17 protein-coding genes, 1 tRNA gene and 2 pseudogenes are annotated in these 16,470 nt (G+C 70.6%); 16 read left to right on the forward strand and 4 right to left on the reverse strand.

Going from position 1 to position 16,470, the window contains the following annotated elements; all coding sequences use genetic code 11:
* Positions 1-5 precede the first annotated feature (5 nt).
* Positions 6-1,001: a bile acid:sodium symporter family protein gene (locus tag P1K31_RS14765; protein WP_276304091.1), complete on the reverse strand. Its 996-nt coding sequence runs from the start codon at positions 999-1,001 to the stop codon at positions 6-8.
* Positions 1,002-1,141: 140 nt separating this feature from the next.
* On the opposite strand from P1K31_RS14765, the gene P1K31_RS14770 reads away from it, so the two are divergent.
* The 5 genes from P1K31_RS14770 (at position 1,142) to P1K31_RS14790 (ending at position 3,646) form a co-directional block, all read left to right on the forward strand.
* Entirely contained in the window at positions 1,142-1,672 is a 531-nt protein-coding gene (locus P1K31_RS14770) for a peptidylprolyl isomerase (protein ID WP_276304092.1), read from the forward strand.
* A 156-nt stretch (positions 1,673-1,828) separates the two neighbouring features.
* The gene (locus P1K31_RS14775; RefSeq protein ID WP_276304093.1) at positions 1,829-2,047 is read left to right on the forward strand and encodes a DUF7511 domain-containing protein; all 219 of its coding nucleotides are present in this window, start codon (positions 1,829-1,831) and stop codon (positions 2,045-2,047) included.
* Between the two features lie 74 nt (positions 2,048-2,121).
* Positions 2,122-2,460, forward strand: coding sequence for a ferredoxin (locus tag P1K31_RS14780; protein ID WP_276304094.1), 339 nt, complete (start codon positions 2,122-2,124; stop codon positions 2,458-2,460).
* Between the two features lie 56 nt (positions 2,461-2,516).
* Positions 2,517-2,601, forward strand: a tRNA-Leu gene (locus P1K31_RS14785).
* A 484-nt stretch (positions 2,602-3,085) separates the two neighbouring features.
* On the forward strand, positions 3,086-3,646 hold the full coding sequence (locus P1K31_RS14790) for a DUF5813 family protein (protein ID WP_276304095.1): 561 nt from the start codon (positions 3,086-3,088) through the stop codon (positions 3,644-3,646).
* Between the two features lie 26 nt (positions 3,647-3,672).
* On the opposite strand, the gene P1K31_RS14795 is transcribed toward P1K31_RS14790, so the two are convergent.
* Positions 3,673-4,347, reverse strand: coding sequence for a potassium channel family protein (locus P1K31_RS14795; protein WP_276304096.1), 675 nt, complete (start codon positions 4,345-4,347; stop codon positions 3,673-3,675).
* A 98-nt stretch (positions 4,348-4,445) separates the two neighbouring features.
* Between P1K31_RS14795 and P1K31_RS14800 the strand changes: the two genes are divergently transcribed.
* From P1K31_RS14800 to P1K31_RS14815, 4 genes are all read left to right on the forward strand, one after another.
* Positions 4,446-4,742: a DUF7967 family protein gene (locus P1K31_RS14800; protein WP_276304097.1), complete on the forward strand. Its 297-nt coding sequence runs from the start codon at positions 4,446-4,448 to the stop codon at positions 4,740-4,742.
* Positions 4,743-4,799: 57 nt separating this feature from the next.
* Positions 4,800-5,555, forward strand: coding sequence for a TrmB family transcriptional regulator (locus P1K31_RS14805; protein ID WP_276304098.1), 756 nt, complete (start codon positions 4,800-4,802; stop codon positions 5,553-5,555).
* 194 nt (positions 5,556-5,749) lie between these two features.
* The gene (locus P1K31_RS14810) at positions 5,750-6,091 is read left to right on the forward strand and encodes a DUF7991 family protein (protein WP_276304099.1); all 342 of its coding nucleotides are present in this window, start codon (positions 5,750-5,752) and stop codon (positions 6,089-6,091) included.
* A 78-nt stretch (positions 6,092-6,169) separates the two neighbouring features.
* The gene (locus tag P1K31_RS14815) at positions 6,170-6,373 is read left to right on the forward strand and encodes a hypothetical protein (RefSeq protein WP_276304100.1); all 204 of its coding nucleotides are present in this window, start codon (positions 6,170-6,172) and stop codon (positions 6,371-6,373) included.
* Positions 6,374-6,388: 15 nt separating this feature from the next.
* Here P1K31_RS14815 and tmk read toward each other — a convergent pair whose 3' ends face one another.
* Positions 6,389-6,997 (reverse strand): dTMP kinase, encoded by a 609-nt coding sequence (tmk, locus tag P1K31_RS14820; protein WP_276304101.1) that lies wholly within the window; start codon positions 6,995-6,997, stop codon positions 6,389-6,391.
* Between the two features lie 89 nt (positions 6,998-7,086).
* Here tmk and P1K31_RS14825 point away from each other — a divergent pair, with 89 nt between their 5' ends.
* The 5 genes and pseudogenes from P1K31_RS14825 (at position 7,087) to P1K31_RS14845 (ending at position 12,167) form a co-directional block, all read left to right on the forward strand.
* A complete protein-coding gene (locus tag P1K31_RS14825; RefSeq protein WP_276304102.1) occupies positions 7,087-7,989 on the forward strand; it encodes a complex I NDUFA9 subunit family protein in 903 nt (300 codons plus the stop codon).
* A 76-nt stretch (positions 7,990-8,065) separates the two neighbouring features.
* A pseudogene (locus P1K31_RS14830) lies at positions 8,066-9,240 on the forward strand (tubulin/FtsZ family protein).
* A gap of 22 nt (positions 9,241-9,262) precedes the next feature.
* On the forward strand, positions 9,263-9,886 hold the full coding sequence (gene cofC / locus P1K31_RS14835) for a 2-phospho-L-lactate guanylyltransferase (protein ID WP_276304103.1): 624 nt from the start codon (positions 9,263-9,265) through the stop codon (positions 9,884-9,886).
* Positions 9,887-9,920: 34 nt separating this feature from the next.
* A pseudogene (cofG, locus tag P1K31_RS14840) lies at positions 9,921-11,002 on the forward strand (7,8-didemethyl-8-hydroxy-5-deazariboflavin synthase subunit CofG).
* An 85-nt stretch (positions 11,003-11,087) separates the two neighbouring features.
* Positions 11,088-12,167: a CNNM domain-containing protein gene (locus P1K31_RS14845; RefSeq protein ID WP_276304104.1), complete on the forward strand. Its 1,080-nt coding sequence runs from the start codon at positions 11,088-11,090 to the stop codon at positions 12,165-12,167.
* Positions 12,168-12,176: 9 nt separating this feature from the next.
* On the opposite strand, the gene cofH is transcribed toward P1K31_RS14845, so the two are convergent.
* A complete protein-coding gene (gene cofH / locus P1K31_RS14850) occupies positions 12,177-13,655 on the reverse strand; it encodes a 7,8-didemethyl-8-hydroxy-5-deazariboflavin synthase subunit CofH (protein ID WP_276304105.1) in 1,479 nt (492 codons plus the stop codon).
* 134 nt (positions 13,656-13,789) lie between these two features.
* On the opposite strand from cofH, the gene P1K31_RS14855 reads away from it, so the two are divergent.
* Positions 13,790-15,184 (forward strand): FAD-binding oxidoreductase, encoded by a 1,395-nt coding sequence (locus P1K31_RS14855; RefSeq protein ID WP_276304106.1) that lies wholly within the window; start codon positions 13,790-13,792, stop codon positions 15,182-15,184.
* A 224-nt stretch (positions 15,185-15,408) separates the two neighbouring features.
* Positions 15,409-16,428, forward strand: a complete 1,020-nt coding sequence (locus tag P1K31_RS14860) for a phosphoribosylaminoimidazolesuccinocarboxamide synthase (RefSeq protein WP_276304107.1) — start codon at positions 15,409-15,411, stop codon at positions 16,426-16,428.
* Positions 16,429-16,470 lie beyond the last annotated feature (42 nt).

Genomic DNA, 16,470 nt, shown 5'->3' on the forward strand with positions numbered 1-16,470 from the left:
TCCTCTCAGTCGTCGGTCGCGCCGGACGCCCGCGCCGCGTCGACGCCCGTCCGGTGCTCGTCGCGCCACGTGAAGAGGCTCGCCAGCGCCGGGCCGGTGACGTTGTGCCAGACGGAGAACAGCGCGGGGATGAGCGCCGCCTCGGCCCCGAAGAACGTCGCCGCGAGCGCCGCGGCGAGCCCGCTGTTCTGTAGCCCGACCTCGAAGACGCACGTCCGGACGCGCTCGGTCGGCATCCGTGCGATCCGACCGGCGGCGTAGCCGCCGCCGAGGCCGATCGCGTTGTGCGCGACCACTGCGAGGGCGACGAGGCCGCCCGCCGCGAGGATCGTCTCGACGTTCGCGCCCACCAGCCCGGCGACGATGGCGACGATGACCGCCACGCTCACCGCCGGGAACACGTCGAGGCCGACCTCGGCCGCGCGTGGGGCGAAGCGATCGAGAAGCCAGCGGATCGCGAACCCGAGCAGCACGGGCACGAGCACGATCTGGACGATGCTCAGGAACATGTCGAGGAACGTCACCTGTAGCTGCTCGCCGAGCAGGAGGACGACCCAGGCGGGCATGACCAGCGGCGCGGCGAGCGTCGTGACGGTGGTGATGGCGACCGAGAGCGCCACGTCGCCGTCGCCGAGGTAGGTCATCACGTTCGACGCGGTGCCGCCCGGCGCGGCCCCCACGAGAATGAGCCCGACGCCAACCGCCGGCGGGAGGTCGAGCGCAAGGTACAGGCCGTAGGCGGCGACCGGCATGACGAGCCACTGGGCGAGCGCGCCGACCGCCACGTCCCGCGGGCGCTCGACGAGTCGCCGGAAGTCGACGGGCTGGAGCGTCAGTCCCATCCCGAGCATGATGACGCCGAGCAGCGGCGCGATGTACCGAAGGACCGGCGTGAACGGCGACGGTTCGACGACGGCGACGCCGGAGAACAGGAGCACCCAGATCACGAAGTACGTGCTCGCGAACCGACTGACGCGACGGAGGAGTCCGGTGAGCGACATGGGATCGTCCGTCACTCTCGACCGCACGTATTTGAGCGTGTCTCCTTCGGCCGGAGCCGCCGAGAGGGGGACGCGACGCCCGCCGTCGTCTCCCGCCCGGCGTCCAGTAGGGTTTTGGGGACGGGGGCACTCTCGGGCGTATGCACGAGAAGGCAGACGACGACAACCCGGAGGCCGTTCTCAAGACGAACCGCGGCGACGTCCGACTGGAGCTGTTCGAGGGGCGCGCGCCGCGAACGGTGGAGAACTTCGTCGGCCTCGCCACCGGTTCGCGGGAGTGGGAGGACCCGGAGACCGGCGAGACGCGGACTGATCCGCTCTACCAGGACGTGTCCTTCCACCGCGTCATCGAGGGCTTCATGATCCAGGGGGGCGACCCGACCGGGACCGGCCGTGGCGGTCCGGGCTACCAGTTCGACGACGAGTTCCACGACGAACTGACCCACGACGCGCCGGGGAAACTCTCCATGGCCAACGCCGGGCCGAACACCAACGGCTCGCAGTTCTTCATCACGCTCGACGCCACGCCGCACCTCGACGGCAAGCACTCGGTGTTCGGGCAGGTCGTCGACGGCATGGACGTCGTCCGCGAGATCGGTTCGCTCCCGACCGACGGGCAGGACCGCCCGCAGGAGGAGGCCGTCATCGAGTCCGTCCAGATCTTCCGGTAGGTAACGATCCGCTCGGAGCGCATCCGGAACCCCCACACCGATACCTCCGACACGTCCGACGCTCCCCGTACCTCCGGCGAGGGCTATTGAGAAGACTTATGTTCTATAGATCTAGCTTCTCGGTTAGGAGGCGCGTTTCGTCGCGTCCCGCTCACCATGTCCCGGAACGACTTCGCCGACGGTGATGCGCCGAGCATCGTCGAGGAGTTGCGCGCCCGTCGCGGCGAGCGCACGATGCTCCACCGCGTCGAGCGCCGCGCCGACGCCCCCGACGAGTGCACGCTCTACCCGGCCGACGCGACGGCCGAGGAGATCACCACCGCGTGGATGACCGCGAGCGAGGGGTCGTTCGTCCCGCTGGCGGACGCGCGCTGAGCCGCCCGCTCTGACAACCGTGGTCGCGCGCGGACACCGACAACCCCAATGTCCGGCGCGCGCAACGTCGGGCAATGGCCGAGGACGGACCCGTCGACCCGAGCGAGATCGGGGAGCGAGACGCCCCGCCCGTCGAGGAGAAGCCCTACAAGATCGTCTTCGAGGCGAACAAGTGCATCGCCGCGGGGCGGTGCGCCGAGGTCTCTGCCAACTGGGAGATGGACCTGCTGAGCGGCATCGCCAGGCCCCTGACCTACTTCTTCGGCGAGGACGAACTGGAACACAACGTCCGCGCGGCCGAGGTCTGCCCGGCGAAGAAGGACCGCGGCGTCATCCACGTCGTCGACCGCCGGACGAACGAGGAGATCGCGCCGGACCCGGACGGCGACGGGACGCTCAGCGTCGACTGGTGAGCGTCCGGCGGCGTTTGGGTGGCCTTTTAGGCGCTCCGGCGTCTCTGTCGATTCGCGCGGGAGTGGCTGAGTCTGGCCAAAGGCGGCGGACTTAAGATCCGTTCCCGTAGGGGTTCGGGGGTTCAAATCCTCCCTCCCGCATCCGCGTCGCGAGTACGGTCACGAGCGGCGCGGATAGATCGAGGTGGATTTGAACCCTGCCGGTCGCAGCGCCCGAGCGGGGTGAGGGCGACCGTCCGGTTTCGGTTCAAATCCTCCCTCCCGCATCCGCGTCGCGAGTACGGTCACGAGCGGCGGAACTGAAAGGGGCCGTCGTCTCGGCGACGGCCGCCGACGTAAGCAGCGCGGGACGCAGTCCGAGGACCGCGGCGAGTCGCCCGAGTCGAGACGGCGGGGGCTGTCGAGGCAGCCTCGCTGTCGCTGCCGACGCTCTATACCGTATCCGAACGAGTATTCGACGCCAGCGGCTCGTCCCCTCCTCTCCCACCCACCGCGGTGGTTCGACCAGTCACCGCGAGAGGGCTTTCGCGGGAATCGCAGACCGGACTACCTCTCCGGCATCATCGAACACGAGCGGTCACGCCGACGCGCTGGCCTTTTCCCGTCGCTTCGCCTAGCCGGAGTGATGACCGACGAGCTACCGGAGCGGGCGCGGGGGGCGTTCGACGCCCACGACGCCTACGCCGCGGCGGACGGGGAGTACGTGATCGAGACGATCGCCTTCGACGGGCGCGTCACCGTCGAGGACCTCGGCCCGGAGGAGTCAGACAGGTCCGCCGGGACGGACGACCGGGCGCTTCGCTACGTGCTCACCGTGCGCGCGCCGACCCTCGACGCCGCCGTCGAGGAGGCCGTCGGGCCGAACCTTCGGCGGGGGTGGTTCGAGACGTACGAGATCCGACTCGAGGACGCCCCCGGTGCGGTCCGGGCGGACGTCGAACTGGAGGAGCTGACCGTCGAGGCGGTCGAGGGGGAGGCCGTGGCGACGTTCGTCTTCGAGTTCGAGGACGCCGAGCGTGCGCCCGACGTGGCGAAGGCGCTCGCCGAGTACGCCGAGGGGACCTACGTCGAGGGGATCGTCCCGGGGTACACCTACCGCCCGCCCGTCTCGGAGTTACTCGCGCGCGCCCAGCAGTCCGGCGGGGGCGGGGACGGCGGCGACGCCGGCGGTCCGATGCCGCTCTGATCCCGGCTCCCCCGTCCCGTCCGACCTCAGGCGGTCGCGGTCGGCGCGTCGCCGACGATGAGGTGGCGCACGTCGGACAGCGAGTCGAACTCGGCGATGACGATGACCCGATCGCCGAGCTCGAGCGAGTCGTCGGCGTCGGGGAGGCCCACCGACTCCCCCTTCTTGCCGAATCCGAGGAGGCGCGCGTTCGCGGGGAGTTCGAGTTCCGAGAGGGAGTACCCGCGCATCGGCGCGTCCTCGCTGACGGTGAGTTCGAGGAGCTGGACGTTCTGGGCCACGTCGGCGATGGCGCGGACGCTCCCGCCCATGAGGGCGTTCTTCGCCGCGATGGCCCCGAGGCGTTCGGGGTAGATCACCTCGTCCACGTCCGAGGCGTACTTCCCGAGGACGTACTCGCGGTAGTCGCTGTCCACGCGCAGCACGGTCCGACAGCCGTGGGCCGACGCGATCATGCAGGCGATGAGGTTCACCGTCACGTCCCCCGAGAGCGCGCCGAGGGCGTCCACGTCCTCCAGTCCGACAGCCAGCAGGTCGTTCTCGTTCGAGCCGTCGCCCTCGACGACGTCGAACCCCTCGGATCGGACGCGGTCGATGGTCGCCGGGTTCACCTCGATGACCGTCACGTCGTGACCCTCCTCCTCTAACACGCGGGCGGTCCGGCGACCGACCCGCCCAGCACCTACGATAACAAACCGCATGGTCCCGTGTATGAGAACACGCTACAATAACCTTACCCCTCCCGGTGGTTCCTGCCGACCGGCGACAGGTTCAGGGGTCGCGTGGGAGTACCGGGGGTATGGTCGCAGATCCGGGCGATGGCGAGGACGCGGTCCGAGTGTGGCTGGTCGAGCGGACCTACTCCGACGACGAGCAGAACCTCATCATCCTCACCTACGCGACGCCCGACGGGTCGCGCGAGTTCCGCAAGGAGCGCGCGCTGACGAGTTTCACCGGCGATCACCGCGAGACGCGCGCCGCCCTCGACGTGGCGCTCGACGACACCGCGACGGTCGCCGACCCGGAGACGCGCGAGCGCTACGCCGCGGAGGTGCGGCGGATGGCGGATCGACACGCGCCGACCGACGCCGTTTGACCCACGCCGCCCGAGACGCATCGTGGAGGATAAGCCGACGGGGGATCAGAGGAGGCTATGGACCAGCAGGCGGCCGTCGAGGCGTTAGAGCGCCTCGGCCTCTCTACGTACGAGGCGAAGGTGTTCATCGCGCTCGTCTCGCTCGGCGTCGGGTCGGCGAGCGACGTCGCCCGCGTCGTGGACGTTCCGCGCTCGCAGGTGTACGGCGCGGCCGACCGCCTCGAACGTCGCGGGCTCGTCGCGAGCCGTCAGTCCTCGCCGATCCAGTACCGCGCAGTCGATCTGGAGGAGGCGCGCACACAGCTGCGCGGTCGGTTCGAGCGCGACCTCGACACGGCGTTCGACCACCTCGAGCGCGTCCGCGAGGAGGTCGAACCGACCGAGGAGCGCGACGGCGTCTGGACGGTCGAGGGGTTCGACACCGTCTCGACGCGCATCGAACGGCTCGTCGCGGAGGCGCGGTCGAGCGTGCTCCTCGCGACCGGCGACCCCTCGCTCGCCGACGAGCGACTCGTCGCGGCGCTCGCCGAGGCGGCCGACCGGGGCGTCGCCGTCTCCGCCGTGAGCGCCTCGCGGGACGTGCTCGACCGGTTCGAGGGGTCGGTCACCACGGCCCACGTGCCCGACCTGCGCGACTGGGAGGGGCAGGGCGGGCGACTGCTCATCGTCGACGGCCGGGCGATCCTGCTCAGCGTCGGCGGGACGGGCGAGACGAGCGCGCCGGAGGAGATGGCCATCTGGAGCGCCGACACGGCGTTCGCGACCGTCCTGATCCAGATCATCGAGGGACGGCTCGGCACGTTCGTCGAGTGACGACCGGTCGCCCAGCGTGGACCGTGTCGGCGAGCATCGCCTCGACCTCGTCGACGCCGAACCGCGTGTCGGAGAGACCCCGCTCGTCGATGACCCGGTGCGTGCACGCGGTGTCGCCGGTGGTCGGGCGGGGCGGGGCACCGCAACGCCCCCGGGAGCGACACCACAAAGGGGTTCCCGCCCCTACGAGCGGTATGGTTTCGGTCATCGACGTGGTCGGCCTGCTGTTCGTCCTCGGGGTGAACGCGGCGGCCGCCGCCCTCCTGACGCGCTTCTTCCGCGTCCGCCTCGACACCCAGTGGGGCCCCATCGTCTTCACGCTCCTCATCACGCCGGTCGTGCTGGTCCTCGCGACGCTCTTTCTCAGCGGCGTCCTCGGCCTCGGGTTCAACCTCGGCTCGACGAACGCCGTCGTCGCCGTCGCCGTCGTCCTCCCGCTCGCGCTCGGGGCCGCCTTCGACTACTTCTGGATGCCAGCCCCCGACGAGGTCGAGCTACCGGCCGAGTACGCCCGCGAGGACAGCCCGCGACGGTGACGACGCCCGCGAATCGCGTCGCGGTTCGAACGACACAAGTGCGGCCGACGCCTCCCTCCAGGCGAACGAGGCATCCCCATGATTCGCACCCACCTCCTCGAGATCGTGGAAGTGACGCTCCTGTCGTTTCTACTCTCCGGCACACTGTGGAACACCGCCGTCGGCGCCGGGGCGATCGCTCCCCCCGACGCCGCCGTCGCCGTCGCGCTCACGACGCTGCTCGGTGCCGCATTCTTCACCGCCGACAACGTCCGCGGGCCGCGGACGATCGATCCGCGCTAGTCCGCGCTGATTTGGCTAGTTTTCCCGGGCGCTCCCCTCTCCCGCGTCCAGGATCCGCTCGACGGCCGACTCGACGCTCTCCAGGACCTCCTCGGGCGGCCGCTCGCCGTCGACGCGGACGAACCGCTCGGGCTCGTACCCGATGAGTCGCTCGTAGTTCTCCTGTACCGCGGCGAGGTAGCCCGCGTGTTCGAACTTGTCGTTCGCGCCCGCCCGCTCCGCGCCCACCCGGGGGTCAACGTCGAGGTAGATCGTCGCGTCGGGCGGCCGGGTGAAGGGGCCGTGGATCCCGCGGATGTACTCGACGGGCCGCTCGACGACGCCGGAGAGCGCCGCGCCCTGGTAGGCGTAGCGCGAGTCGGAGTAGCGATCCGAGACGACGAGTCGCCCCTCGTCAAGCGCCGGCCGGACGACGCGCGAGAGGTGGTCGGCGTGGTCCGCCGTGAAGAGGAACAGGTCGGCGAGGGGGTCGGCGTCGTCGTCGGCGAGCGAGCGGCGGACGGCCTCGCCGTACCATGACGTCGTCGGCTCGCGGGTGAACACCGCGTCGGGGTAGACGTCGCGCAGCGCCTCCCACGCGGTGGTCTTGCCGGAGCCGTCGATCCCCTCCAGCGTGATGAGCATACCCCGAGTTTCCGGCGAGGGGTCTTGAGTTGCCGGACTTCTACCGGCGGCGCACTAGCTTTACGTTCTCGCGGGACGACAGGTACGGTATGAACGTCCTCGTCGTCGGCGGAACCGGCTTCATCGGGACGGCGCTCTGTCGCGAACTCGTGGAGCGCGGTCACGACGTCACCACGCTGTCGCGCTCGCCCGACGATCCCGACCTCCCCGCGGAGGTCGAGACGTACGCGGGCGACGTCACCGACTACGACTCGATCGAGGGGGCCTTCGAGGGGCGGGACGCCGTCGTCTACCTCGTCGCGCTCTCGCCGCTGTTCCGGCCCGACGGGGGGAACGAGGCGCACTTCGAGGTGCACCTCGGCGGCGCGGAGAACGTGGTGGAGGCGATGCGGGCCCACGACGTGCCCCGGCTCGTGCACGTGAGCGCGCTCGACGCCGATCCGGCGGGCGAGACGGCCTACCTGCGGGCGAAGGGGCGGGCGGAGGAGGTCGTCCGCGACGCGGGGCTCGACTACGCGATCTTCCGCCCCTCGGTCGTCTTCGGGGACGGCGGCGAGTTCGTCCCGTTCACGAAGAAGCTCGCGCCGCGCCCGGCCGCGCCGCTGCCCGGCGGGGGAAAGACGCGGTTCCAGCCGATCTGGGTGGGCGACCTCGTCCCGATGCTGGCGGACGCCGTCGAGGACGACGAGCGCGCCGGGGAGACCTACGAGGTGGGCGGTCCGGAGGTGCTCACGCTGAAGGAGGTGGCGAAGCTCGCCCACCGCGCGGACGGCCACTCGTTCACCGCGATCCCGATCCCGATGGCGCTCGCGGACGTCGGCCTCTCCGTGCTCGGGGCCGTGGGCGGGCCGATGGGTCCCGATCAGGCGCGCTCGCTGCGCATGGACAACACCGTCGCGGACAACGACGTGACCGCCTTCGGCGTGCGCGAGGCCGACCTCACCACCCTCGCCGAGTACCTGGGCGTCGAGGGGCGCGGGGAGCCGGCGTAACCAGCGATTTAGTTCCCGTAACGGATTCATTCTCCGTAGCAAGACTTATAATTCTGGTGAGTCTCTTCCCGATGATATGAAACTGGCCATGGTGGGCTTCGGGCAGGCCGGAGGGAAGATCCTCGACAAGTTCCTGGAGTACGACCGTCGGAACGGCTCGGACATCGTCCGGGCGGCGCTGGCGGTGAACACGGCGAAGGCGGACCTGGTGGGCCTGGAGAACGTGCCCGAGGAGAACCGCGTGCTCATCGGGCAGTCCCGGGTGAAGGGCCACGGCGTCGGTGCCGACAACGAACTCGGCTCGGAGGTCGCCGAGGAGGACATCGACGAACTCGTGGCGGCGATGGACGACGTGCCTGCCCACGAGGTGGACGCCTTCCTGATCATCGCGGGCCTCGGCGGCGGGAGCGGCTCCGGCGGCGGCCCGGTCCTCGCGCGCCACCTCAAGCGCATCTACACCGAACCCGTGTACGCCCTCGGCATCCTCCCGAGCGCGGACGAGGGGGTATCTACACGCTCAACGCGGCGCGCTCGTTCGAGACCTACGTCCGCGAGTGCGACCACCTGCTCGTCTTCGACAACGACGCCTGGCGGCGCTCCGGCGAGTCGGTCCAGGCGGGTTACGACGGCATCAACGAGGAGATCGTCACCCGCTTCGGTCTGCTGTTCGGCGCGGGCGAGGTCGAGCGGGGCGGCGAGGTCGCGGAGTCGGTGGTAGATTCGAGCGAGATCATCAACACGCTCGCGGGCGGCGGCGTCTCCACCGTCGGCTACGCCTCGGAGACGATCGAGCGACAGGACGCCGGCCTGCTCTCGCGCCTGCGCGGAAACGGCGCGAGCGACGACCTCGACGCCGCGAAGACGACGAACCGCATCACCAGCCTCGTGCGCAAGGCGGCGCTCGGCCGGCTCACGCTCCCCTGCGAGATCGAGGGCACCGAGCGCGCCCTGCTCGTCCTGAGCGGCCCCTCTCACTATCTCAACCGGAAGGGCATCGAGCGCGGCCGAAAGTGGCTCGAGGAGCAGACCGGGAGCATGGAGGTCCGCGGCGGGGACTACCCCATCCGCGACGCCGACTTCGTCGCCGCGGTGGTCCTGCTCGCGGGTGTGACGAACGTCCCGCGGATAAAGGAGCTCCAGCGGGTCGCCATCGAGACCCGCGAGAACATCGAGGAGATCCGCGCGGGGAGCGACGCCAACCTCCAGGAACTCATCGCCGACGAGGAGGACGAACTCGAACCGCTCTTCTGACTCCGGCCCGATTCTCCCCCGAATGCGCGTCGTCGTCCCGTACCGAGTCCGCGACCCGAAGACCCGCCTCGCGCCCGTCCTCGACCCCGAGGAGCGCGTCGCGTTCAGCCGCGCCATGCTCGACGACGTGCTCGCGGCCGTCTGGGGGGCCGGACGCGTCCCGGAGGTCCTCGCGACCGAGCCACTCGACGCGGATCTCCCCGACCCCGTCGCCGTCGACGCCCGCCCGCTCACCGACGCCGTGAACGCCGTCCTCGACGCCGCCGGGGAACCCGTGGCGGTCGTCGCGGCCGACCTCGCGCTGGCGACGCCCGCCGCCCTCGCGCGCCTGTTCGACGCCGCCGGGGAGGTGGTCCTCGCACCTGGTCGCGGCGGCGGGACCAACGCCCTCCTCGCCCGACACCCCCAGTTCCGCGTCGACTACCACGGCGCGTCCTATCGCGACCACCTCTCCGCCTGCGAGACGATCGGGGCGCACCCCGTCACGGTAGACTCCTACCGGCTCGGAACGGACGTGGACGAACCCGCGGACCTCGTGGAGGTCCTCCTGCACGGCGAGGGTGTCGCGGGCGAGTGGCTCCGCGACCGGGGGTTCGTCCTCGCGGTCGACGGGGGACGCGTCGGCGTGCGCCGCGAGGGCGAGTGACAGGCTTTTTGCCGTCGGCGGGCGAGGTCCGGTCGTGATCCCCGACGCGGACGAGTACGGCATCGACCTCGCCGTCGACGACGACGCCGTCGAGCGCCTGCTCGCGGCGACGCCCGCCGACGTCGACCCCGCCCCCGAGCTCTCGTTCGCGCGGAACGTCTTCCTCCCGCTCACCACCGCCTGCCGGTACACCTGCACCTACTGCACCTACTACGACCCGCCGGGGCGGGCCTCGCTCATGCGCCCCGAGGAGGTCCGGGAGGTCTGTCGGACGGGCGCGGACGCGGGCTGCACGGAGGCGCTGTTCACCTTCGGCGACGACCCTGACGACCGGTACACCGAGATACACGACCAGCTAGCGGAGTGGGGTCACGACTCGATCCACTCCTACCTCCGCGAGGCGTGCGAGATCGCCCTGGAGGAGGGGCTCCTCCCGCACTCGAACCCCGGCGATCAGACGCGAGAGCAGATGGGGCTCGTCGCGGACGTGAACGCGAGCATGGGCGTCATGCTGGAGACCACGGCCGAGGTGCGAGCGCACGCCGGCCCCCGCGGGAAGTCCCCCGGCCAGCGGCTCGACACCATCCGCACTGCGGGCGAACTCGGGGTGCCGTTCACCACCGGGATCCTGGTCGGCATCGGCGAGACGTGGCGCGACCGGGCCGAGTCGCTGCTCGCGATCCGCGCGATGCACGAGCGCTACGGCCACGTCCAGGAGGTCATCGTCCAGCCCGTCGTGGGGAACGAGCGCTGGCGCGGCGATACGCCCGCCCTCGACGCGCTCCGCCGCGCCGTCGCGATGGCCCGCGTCGCGCTCCCCGAGGAGGTGGGCGTGCAGGTCCCGCCGAACCTCGCGCCCGTCCGCGACCTGCTCGACTGCGGGATCGACGACCTCGGCGGGGTGTCGCCGGTCACCGACGACTACATCAACCCCGAGTACGCCTGGCCAGCCCTCCGGGAACTCGAGTCGATCGCCGACGAGGCCGGCGTCCCCTCCGGGAGCGCCTCCCCGTCTACGAGCGGTTCGTGCCGGGGTGGCTCTCGCCGCGCGTCCGCCGTGCGATCGAGGCCGAGGGGGCGGCGGGGCGTCGGTACCGGGCGGTGCTGTCGGACTGAGCGACGGAGGCCGGGGCGGCGATCGATGGCCGATCCGCCTTCCGGGGATATAAATCGGTGACGCGAGAAACCCGACGGGAACACGATGGTCGACGCGATAATCGCCCTCCGCCTCGTCGCCGGGCTGCTGCTCATCCTCGCCAACGGGTTCTTCGTCGCGATCGAGTTCGCGCTGACGCGCGTCCGGCAGTACGCGGCGGAGGAGTTCGAGGGACCGGGGTTGCGCAGGGCGTGGGAGATGACCGGGCGCCTCGAGATCTACCTGACGGCGTGTCAGGTGGGCATCACGGCGTCGAGCATCGCGGTCGGCATCGTCGCCGAACCGGCGCTCGTCGCGCTGTTCGAGCCCCTGTTCGAGGCGACGGGCCTCAGATCGGCCGTTCCGGGCTCGACGCACATCATCGCGGCGGGCCTCGCGTTCTTCCTCATCAACCTCCTCCACCTCACCCACGGCGAGCAGACGCCGACGTACCTCGGCGTCGAGCGGACCAAACAGGTCGCCCGCTACGGCGCGACCCCGCTCTACTACTTCACGATGGCCATCTACCCGCTCATCCTGCTCGGCGACCGGGTGGCGAAGGCGACCCTCCGACTCGTGGGCGTCGAGCTCACCCGCTCGTGGGTCGAGACGGAGGCCGACGCCGCCGAGTCGCGGGCCGAACTCCGGAACGAACTCGGCGCCGTCCTCGAGGACGGCGACCTCTCGCAGGAGCGCCGCGAGGAGGTCCTCGCCGCCTTCGACATCGAGCGGATGACCGTCCGCGACGAGATGATACCGCGGGGGGAGATCGCGGCGCTCTCGACGGCGGCGACCCCCGCCGAGAACTTCGAGACCATCGCGGCGAACCCCCACACCCGCTTTCCGCTGGTCGGCGACTCGCTCGAGGACTTCCGCGGGATCGTCTACATCCCCGCGGTCACCCGCGAGTTCGACGCGCTGCGCGACGGCGAGACCGACCTCGAGGCGGTCGCGGCCGAGCCGATGACGCTCGAACCGGACGTCTCGATCAGCGAGGCCGTAGACCGGTTCCAGGCGGAGCGCCAGGAGCTCGCGCTCGTCGTCGAGGGCGGCGAGGTCGTCGGCCTGCTCACCGCGACCGACGCGCTGGAGGCGGTCATGGGCGAACTCGAGGACCCCACCGACGACCGCAGGCGGGTCGCCTGAGGTCGAACTTCAGTCGTCGGCCGGCGCTGGTCGCCCCGCCGTGAGCGGCGTCCCGTCGGCCTTCGGCCCGAGCATCGGGCCGATCGGGCCCTCGTCGGGATCGACGACCCGCCGCTCGCGGTAGTCGGTCGAGCGCTCGACGGGGACGCGCCCGATCGCGGTGATCATCTCCACGTAGTCGCGCACGGAGCGGAACTCGCCGTACTCGCCGCCGGCGCGCTTCGTGATCTCCTCCGAGAGGATCGTCCCCATGAAGTCGTTCGCGCCGCAGGAGAGGAGCTTCAACCCGAACGCGTCCCCGTACTTCACCCACGAGGACTGGATGTTCGGCACGTTGTCGAGGTAGAGCCGCGAGACGGCGATCATCAGTTCGTCCTCCTCGCGGGTCGCGCCGTCGGTCACCATCCCCTTCTCCGTGAGCGGGGTGTTCCGGTGGACGAACGAGAGCGGGACGAACTCGGTGATCGCGCCGGTGCGCTCCTGCAGGTCGCGAACCCGATCGAGGTGCAGGACGCGGTGCATCTCGTTCTCGACGTGGCCGTACATGATCGTCGCGGTCATGTCGAGGCCCACCGAGGCGGCGGCCTCCATCGCCGCCTCCCACTCCGCGGAGTCGATCTTCTGGGGGCAGATGACGTCGCGTACCTCGTCGACGAGGATCTCGGCGGCCGTCCCCGGAACGGACGCCAGCCCGGCGTCCGTCAGTTCGCGGTAGACCGACTCGTAGGACCAGTCGGTGCCCCGGCGCGCGTGGGCGGCCTCCTCCGGCGTCATCGAGTGGACGTGGACGCCGTCGACGTTCATCGCCTCGATCTGCTCGACGTAGGTCCCCGGATCGACCCGGTAGGCGCTCGCCGGCTTGTAGTTCGGGCCGCCGTTCGCCGCGAGGATCTCCAGGTGCTCGTCGTTCAGCGCGAGCGCCGGGTGGAGCCCCGACACGGACGTCACCTCGTAGACGCCGCGGGCGACGGCGTCTCTCACGATGCGGCGGGACTCCTCGGGCGTCTTCGAGAAGCCGTCCGTCCCGCCGGCCCCGTCGCGCTCCGCTCGCGGGTCGCCTTGCTCACGGCTCGCATCGCTCGCCGTTCGCTTACCCGAGACGCTCCCGTCGATCGCGTCTCGCGCCCGCTCCCCGCTCGCGCGTTCCGCAGGGCGCTCGAACTCGCCCGCCGGGTCCTTGAAGTTACAGAACAGACAGCCCGTGTTGCAGGCGGTGGTGACGTTGTTGTTGAGGTTGACGACGAACGTCACCTCCTCGCCGACGACCTCGGCGCGCCGTCGGTCCGCGGCCTCGAGCACCTGCTCCTTCCGGACGGGGTCGATCCCCTCGAACCCGGTGCCGGTCGTGAGGAGCTCCACCCCGTCGGCGACGGTCAGGCGCTCGCCCGAGCGCGCCTTCGCCAGCGCGTTCTCGAACGACTGGTCCGTCTCCGGCAGGTACTCGAAGTCGAATCGACCGCGCGGGACGTTCGTCGGGAGGCGGTTCATTGGCGGTAGGTGCGTGCCGATCGCTATAATGACTGTGGGTGACGGGCCCGCGGTCCCGACGATGATCGCACCGGGTAGTACCGCTTTCCGTGAGGAATCATTATATTCTTCTGGTGCCTCCTGGCCAGTCGACCATGGCTGCAGAGAGCATACCCGGCGAGAAGGCGGTAACGGCGTTGAAAGACGGGTTCCGGGGGCTGGTGCTTCGCCCGGACGACCCGGGATACGACGAGGCGCGGGCCGTCTGGAACGGGATGATCGACCGACGTCCGGCGCTCGTCGCGCAGTGTGCGGGCGTGGCGGACGTGATCGACGCGGTGAACTTCGCGCGCGAGCAGGACGTGCTCGTCGCGGTCAAGGGCGCGGGGCACAACATCGCCGGCAACGCCGTCTGCGACGACGGCCTGGTGATCGACCTCTCGCCGATGCACGCGGTGCGGGTGGATCCGGAGGCGAGGACGGCGCGCGTCGAACCGGGCGCGATACTCGCCGACGTCGACCACGAGACCCAGGCGTTCGGCCTCGCGACGCCGGTGGGCTACAACTCCACGACGGGGATCGCCGGACTCACGCTCGGGGGCGGCTTCGGCTGGCTCTCGCGGAAGTACGGCATGACGGTCGACAACCTCCGTTCGGTGGACGTCGTAACCGCCGACGGCCAACTCCGTCACGCCAGCGAGACCGAGAACGGGGACCTGTTCTGGGGCGTCCGCGGCGGCGGCGGCAACTTCGGCGTCGTCACCTCCTTCGAGTTCGACCTCCATCCGGTCGGCCCGGAGGTGCTGTCGGGACTTCTCATCCACCCGCTCGCGGACGCGGCCGACGTCCTGCGGGAGTACCGCGAGGTCGCCGCCGAAGCGCCCGACGAGGCCGCGGTGTGGTTCGTGCTCCGACACGCCCCGCCGCTTCCGTTCATCCCCGAGGAGTGGCACGGGCGGAAGGTGCTCATTCTGGCGGCGTTCTACGCCGGCGACGTGGACGCGGGCGAGGGGGCGCTCCGGCCGTTCCGCGAGATCGGCGACCCCATCGTGGACGTCGTCTCGCCTCACCAGTACGCCGCCTGGCAGCAGGCGTTCGACGCGCTGCTCACCGAGGGCGCGCGCAACTACTGGAAGTCCCACAACTTCGTCGAGATCACCGACGGGATGATCGAGAACTTCGTCGAGTACGCGGCGTCGATGCCGACGCCGCTCTCCGAGATCGCCTGCGCGCAACTGGGCGGCGCGATCAACCGCGTCCCGGTGGAGGCGACCGCCTACCCGCACCGCGACGCCGAGTTCGTCATGAACCTCCACACCCGGTGGGAGGACCCGGCGCGGGACGAGGAGTGCATCGCGTGGGCTCGCGAACTCTACGACGCGATGACGCCCCACGCCACCGGCGGCGTCTACGTCAACTTCGTCCCGGAGGAGGTGGGCGAGGAGCGCGCCGCCTACCGCGAGAACTACGACCGGATGATCGAACTCAAGAACGAGTACGACCCCGAGAACCTGTTCCGGATGAACCAGAACGTCGAGCCGACGGTCTGACACGCGGGTGCCCCTGTCGGTCCCGGTTCCTCCGTCCCCGTCCTTCCGGCCGGCGCGTCGTCCCGACGGTCTCGACGCGTCCGCTGACCGTCGGTGTTCGATGCACGTTTTCGGTGATACTACCTCGTCCGGTGATAGAGATATACGCGAACGTGGACAAAACCGGCGGTCGGCGCGGGTCGGCATGGAAACCGCTTTGTACCGCCCGTCGGGACCCCCACTCGATGACGAGCGTCAAGGAGTTCCGGGTGGAGGAGGCGGCGACCCCGGAGCGGCTCGGCCGCGGCGCGTTCCGGTTCACCGACGACTACTCCGTGTTCGACTGGGGGAAGATGCCCGACGAGATCCCGGGCAAGGGGGCGGCGCTCTGTGCCATGGGCGCGGCCAACTTCGAACTGCTGGAGGAGCGCGGGATCCCCACGCACTATCGGGGCGTGGTGGCCGGGGGGGAGGTCGGTCCCCTCGCCGAGGCCGCTCGACCGCCCCGCGAGATGGCGATCGACCTCACGCAGGTTCCGGCCCTCCCCCACGAGGGCCGGGACTACGACTACGACGCCTTCCACGCTGCGGCGGGCGGGAACTACCTGATCCCGCTCGAGATCGTCTTCCGCAACACGGTCCCCGTCGGCTCCAGCCTCCGCTCGCGGGGCGCCCCGGCCGACTTCGGCCTGGACCGGGGCTCGTGGCCCGACGAGCCGGTGGCCCTCCCCGAGCCGGTCGTGGAGTTCTCGACGAAGTACGAGGAGTCGGACCGCTACCTCTCACGGGAGGAGGCCGACCGCATCGCCGGGCGGGCGAGCGTCGCCGACCTCGAATCGATCGCGCGCGAGGTGAACGCGCTCGTGACCGAGCGCGCCGCGGAGGCGGGGTTGACCCACGAGGACGGCAAGATCGAGTGCCTCTACTTCGACGGCGAGGTGCGCGTCGCCGACGTGGTCGGCACGTTCGACGAGAACCGCTTCTCCTACGCCGGCCAGCAGGTCTCGAAGGAGGTCGTCCGCCAGTACCACAGACGGGAGCAACCGGAGTGGGTCGAAGCGGTGGCCCGCGCGAAGGAGGAGGCGAAGGCCCGGGACGTCGCCGACTGGCGGACGCTCTGTGCGCGCGACCCCGAACCGCTCCCCGAGGGCGTCCTCCGGGTGGCGAGCGACCTCTACCGCGCCGGCGCGAACGCCTACCTCGGGCGCGACCTGTTCGACGCGCCCCCGCTCGCGGAGGCGGTCGAGGCGGCGCGGGAGCTGTAGCGGCTCAAGCGACGGTTTGACCCCCGGTGTGCCTGCCGTCTC

Source organism: Halomarina halobia (assembly GCF_029338575.1).
Taxonomy (GTDB): Archaea; Halobacteriota; Halobacteria; order Halobacteriales; family Haloarculaceae; genus Halomarina; species Halomarina halobia.